Below are 4,702 nucleotides of genomic sequence, written 5' to 3' on the forward strand. Positions count from 1 at the left end.
ACAAAGGGCATTTATCTCACCTCCCGGTCTTTGGTTTTGGCGGCGGGGTTATCGCCGGGGACGGGCTTTGCAGAAAGCTGGGCCTTGATGGAGGGCTTGCGTTCCGGCTGCTCCTGTGCGCGTTCCTCCCGCCGCATGACGATATAACGCTTCCCCGTGTTGTCCGGCGGGGAAAAGTACACCGGCTGTCCCACCTGCTTTTGTACCTTTTCATAGAGCCGGTTCATATCGTGCTGGGAAGCCAGGGGCAGGAAATACACCGAGATTTCCGCCATAAACTGCTCCTTGTCCGGCGAGTTGGGCTGTTTTAAGTCCGTGAGCGCGGCCGATAGCCGGTCTGCTTCGGCCTGAATCCGCTGTTCATCCAGCGCTTGCAGGTGGACGGCAAAATAGCCCCTGGGCATTTCCCGCCGGCGGTCATGTTCCCGTTTGACCGCCCCCTGCACCACGGTTTCGTCCTCCGCTTCATTGCGAACCTCCTTAATGCTGCCGTGCAGATATTTCAGGTCTGCGGCTTTTTCATAGCGAAATTCCTTTTCCGGGAGCCGCACTTCTTTTCCCCCGGCAAATGTGACAGTCACATCCGTATAGGGGGAGGCGGTGCGCCCCGCAAACTCCGCAAGGCGGTGATTGTCCTGCTGGTAGAGGTTGCCGCGCAGACCGTCTTTGCCGCTGCCGGTCAATTCCACCGAATAGGTCAGAACCGGCTCGCGGGTCTGCGTGTGGTAGAATTGCAGCGTGTTAAAGCTGCGTGTGCCGCCGATGAACATATCGCGCTCATTTAAGCACTCCACGCCGCTCTGCCGGAAAATCAGGACAAAGTTCTGCTTTGCCGGGTCGCCGGACGCTGCGCCCTCCCGCATGGCATCCAGCGCATAGTTTAGGTCTGTCTGGTAAAAAGCGGTTTTCTGCTTCATAATCTGGGGCAGGACGGTTTCCAGGTCTACATTCAGAAACTTCCGCAGACTGTCCGGCTTCTGCGCCGGCGCGTCCGCTGCCAGCGGGAACAGGGTCAAATCGTCCTGGCGGTCGGTTGCGTCTGCAATCAGCGCGTCCAGCACATCCGGCATCAGCTCATAGTCCGCCCAATGCTCGGTGACAACCTCCAAAGGGTTCTGGAATTTCAAAAGGTATTCCAGTTCGCCGTCTTTATAGCTTCGGTCGGCCATGTGCTGGAATACAAGGGCGGTGTCGGCAATACTGCCTGCGCCGTCAATCAGTTCCTGCCGGTCTTTTAACAGCAGATTGGCGCGGTATTCGCTGTAATTTTCCGTGATACGGTCGATTAACTGCCGCCGCAGTTTTTCAGTGTCCATATAAATTCGCTCCCTCCTTTACGGTAAATTTTCATGGGTTAATTCCTCCGCCAGTCCGGGGCTGGGTTCCACCTCGTTTCCCCATGCGTCCCAGCCGGGGACTCTCTGGCGGGCAAACAGTTCCACACGGGGCAGATCGCCCATCAGGGAAACAATCCGCTCCCGAATCATATCCGGCTTTTTGCTGTGCTGCTCCACCGGCGATACAATCACCTGATGGACGGCGGCAGACTGGCGTTTCGGGCTTCCCCTTGTTGCCAGCAGGCACAATTCCGCATTGGCGCGTGTCCAGTGTCCCAGCCCCCAAAAGAGGGCGGGGGATTTCCGGTTCTGCTTCACCCATACAAACGCCACGGTTTTATAAGTGAAGCCCCACGCCTTAATGACAGAAAAGGCTTCCGGCAGCGTAGGCATTGTGACCCATAAAAACAGCGCACAGTCTTTTGCCGCCAGCCTGCCCACTGGCAAAGTCTGAATGTCTTTGATGTGCATGGTGGGGTAGTGGTTTTCTGCCGTGCGTCCCATGCCTTTTTTTGCCCATACCTTGTAGGCCCACGGAGGGTCGGCAAGGATGATGCTGTATTCTTTCAATCCGTTCCCACCTCCTCAATGCGCGTTAAAGATCGATTTACTGACCGCGCCGGTTTTGAACAGGGAGAAGCACAAAAGCACAGTATAGCCCGCGCACTGCCAGATAGCGATGTGGATGTTGTCAGCGCTCCCAATCTGTCCCACCAGTACGGCGTAAATCGCAACGCAGATCATAATGAAAAAGCCTTGCAGCCCAAGCGCCACAAGACCGCGCAGATAGTTGTTGCCCATCTGCCCCCAATCCCGGTTTGCCATCGTTGCAAAGGGGATTGCGCCCACCGAGCAATAGATGTAAATTTCTATCATGCGCCCGATCAGCACCAGCATGACGCAGAACGACAGCACCGGCATGGTGATTTTTAACAGCATGGTTTCCACCAGCAGGCCGAAAAGCTCCCCAATCTCCATCGTTTCCAGTTGGGCGGCAACATCGCCCAGCGCAGCCGCAAAATCTATGCTGGTCGTGCCGGTAATCACACCGGCGCTTTGCTGTACTACCGTTTGCGCCAGTTCAAAAATCGCCATTGTAATGTCAAAGGTGTGCGTGACCAGATACACAGCCACAAACACTTTCAGAATCCATTTATACAGTGCAAAGGTTTCAAAGTCGTGGAAGTTGTTCTTTTCCATCAGCATCGAAATCAGTTCGTAGCACAGGACAAAGGTCAGGATGATCCCCGCAACCGGCACCACGACTGTATCGCTCAGATTGCGGATCATGGAAAAGACCCCGGCGTTCCATGCCGCCGGGGTCGTCCCCACATTCGCCGCAACCTCCCCGACTTCATTGTTAATCTGGTCAAACATCCCGTCCAGGTTGCCCATGATGCACTCCCGCAGGATTTCCTTGATCCAGTCTTTGATTATGTCGAGGATGTTCAGCATAGGCTATCCCTGCCTTAACCGAACAGGTTTGCCAGCAGAGGGATAAGCTGCATCCCAATCAGGGCAACACCGCCGCCGGCCATAAGCTGCTTCATGCCCTGCGATTTCGCGCCAGGGTTGTCGTTGCCGTAACCTTCCAGCAGGTTGATAACGCCCCACACGCCAAGGCCAGCGCCCAGCGCGATAACCAGTACCTTCAAAGTGTCGATTGCGCTCGTAAAAAATTCCATACATTTTCCTCCTTAAATTTGTTGTGATTGGTTGGATAGGGACAAAAAAGCCCGCCGGTTGAATCAGTCAATCGGCGGGCGCATCAGACGCGGGCGGCGCTTCGAGTTCACAGCTTTCAAAAACGTCGTCCGGTCGGACGGTCAATCTCCGGCTCAGATATTTTGCAATATCAAAAGCGTTCTTTTTGCTGGAATCCAGCAGGTATTTATATTGCGGATGTTTGGTAATGTCAAATTTGTCGCTGAAAAACGGCCTTACGCCCTGCACCTGCAAGATGCACTTGCCGCCGTCCATCACCGCCAATTCATCGGTTGACATCAGTTCCTTTCCTAACTTCTGGAAATTCTGGCCGTGGGATTCCTGGGTGCCCTTCGTGACGCTGGTGTTATACATGTCGATAGTCTCTTTCCCAAGCAGGGAGTTCCAGCTTTTCAGCGTGGTCTCTTCCTTGCCTCCCAGGAAAAGGGAAGCGTCACAGTTGCCGATGATGGTGTCCATGTTATCCTTATAAAGCGCCTTTAACTGGCTCTGCGCCTGCAGGACCAGACAGGCCGAAATCTCCCTGGAACGGATCGTTGCCATCAGCTTTTCCAGGTTTGGAATCTGCCCGATATTGGCTGCCTCGTCGATCAGGCACCGCACATGTACCGGCAGCCTGCCGCCGTACTTGTCATCAGCACGCTCACACAGCAGATTGAACAACTGGGTATAAGCCATGCTGACAAGGAAATTGAACGTCGCATCCGTATCGCTGATAATAAAGAACAGCGCCGTTTTCCTATCCCCGACTAGGTCAAGCTCCAGCTCGTCGTACATAGTGATCTCCCGGACTTCCTTAATGTCGAAGGGGGCAAGTCTGGCACCACAGGAAATAAGGATAGATTTTGCTGTCTTGCCCGCCGCAAGTTTGTATTTTTTATACTGGCGTAAGGCGAAGTGGTCCGGGTCTTTCTGCTCCAGTGCGTCAAAGAGAAGGTCAACAGCATTTTTGAAACTTTCGTCATCCTCCCGGACCTCCATAGCGTTTATCATTTCTACCAGGGTGGAAAAATTCTGCTCGTTTGTCGGGGCCTCATAATAGATATAGCCGATCAATGCTGTGTAAAGCAAGGTTTCGGCTTTGACCCAGAAATCGTCACCTGATTTTCCTTCTCCTTTGGTGTTTGCGATCAGCACCGTTACCAGTTTCAGAATATCCTTCTCATTGTGAATGTAGGCAAAAGGGTTGTAGTGCATACTTTTTGAGAAATTGATCGTATTGAACACCTTGATTTTATAAGGCTCATACACGATTTTCCCATTCTTTCCCCGGACCGGGTTGCCGTCCTTATCCAGTTTGGGAGTGCCGCGGCTTAACAGCTTTCCCACCTCAATCAAGACCGTACCTTTCGGATCGGTAACGACATAACTTGAGTGCATCTGCATAAGATTGGGCTTGATAAAAAATCTCGTCTTGCCAGAGCCGGAACCACCGACTACCAGCACATTTTTATTGCGGGCATGGGCCGGATTCTTCGGCCTGCCGGACATCATAAGCCCCTCGGTCTGCGTCAGGATAATGTTGTTTTCCGGTTTCGGGTCCATAAAAGGGGCAATGTCTGTTTTGTTGCCCCATGAAGCATTTTGTCAAGTGCTTTTTTGAGTTATTGACGCAAAACTTTTCAGCGCGGCGGGAAACG

Annotated in this window: 4 protein-coding genes and 1 pseudogene; all 5 read right to left on the reverse strand. The window is 53.2% G+C overall.

Annotation, left to right across the window (positions count from 1 at the left end):
- Positions 1–11: 11 nt before the first annotated feature.
- Positions 12–1,316: a DUF3848 domain-containing protein gene (locus D5269_RS16830; RefSeq protein WP_120487075.1), complete on the reverse strand. Its 1,305-nt coding sequence runs from the start codon at positions 1,314–1,316 to the stop codon at positions 12–14.
- An 18-nt stretch (positions 1,317–1,334) separates the two neighbouring features.
- Positions 1,335–1,907, reverse strand: coding sequence for an MT-A70 family methyltransferase (locus tag D5269_RS16835; protein ID WP_120487076.1), 573 nt, complete (start codon positions 1,905–1,907; stop codon positions 1,335–1,337).
- A 15-nt stretch (positions 1,908–1,922) separates the two neighbouring features.
- Positions 1,923–2,792, reverse strand: a complete 870-nt coding sequence (locus D5269_RS16840) for a VirB6/TrbL-like conjugal transfer protein, CD1112 family (protein ID WP_016303802.1) — start codon at positions 2,790–2,792, stop codon at positions 1,923–1,925.
- Positions 2,793–2,806: 14 nt separating this feature from the next.
- Positions 2,807–3,022, reverse strand: coding sequence for a Maff2 family mobile element protein (locus D5269_RS16845; RefSeq protein WP_016321580.1), 216 nt, complete (start codon positions 3,020–3,022; stop codon positions 2,807–2,809).
- Between the two features lie 67 nt (positions 3,023–3,089).
- Positions 3,090–4,646 (reverse strand): annotated as a pseudogene (locus D5269_RS16850) (VirD4-like conjugal transfer protein, CD1115 family); the annotation flags it as partial.
- Positions 4,647–4,702 lie beyond the last annotated feature (56 nt).

The organism is Anaerotruncus sp. 1XD42-93, assembly GCF_009917605.1.
Taxonomy (GTDB): Bacteria; Bacillota; Clostridia; order Oscillospirales; family Ruminococcaceae; genus Anaerotruncus.

What these genes read in the sequence shown, in the direction of transcription:
- D5269_RS16830 (WP_120487075.1), bottom strand. Translation starts at nt 1,316, where the DNA reads ATGGACACTGAAAAACTGCGGCGGCAGTTAATCGACCGTATCACGGAA.
- D5269_RS16840 (WP_016303802.1), bottom strand. Translation starts at nt 2,792, where the DNA reads ATGCTGAACATCCTCGACATAATCAAAGACTGGATCAAGGAAATCCTG.
- D5269_RS16845 (WP_016321580.1), bottom strand. Translation starts at nt 3,022, where the DNA reads ATGGAATTTTTTACGAGCGCAATCGACACTTTGAAGGTACTGGTTATC.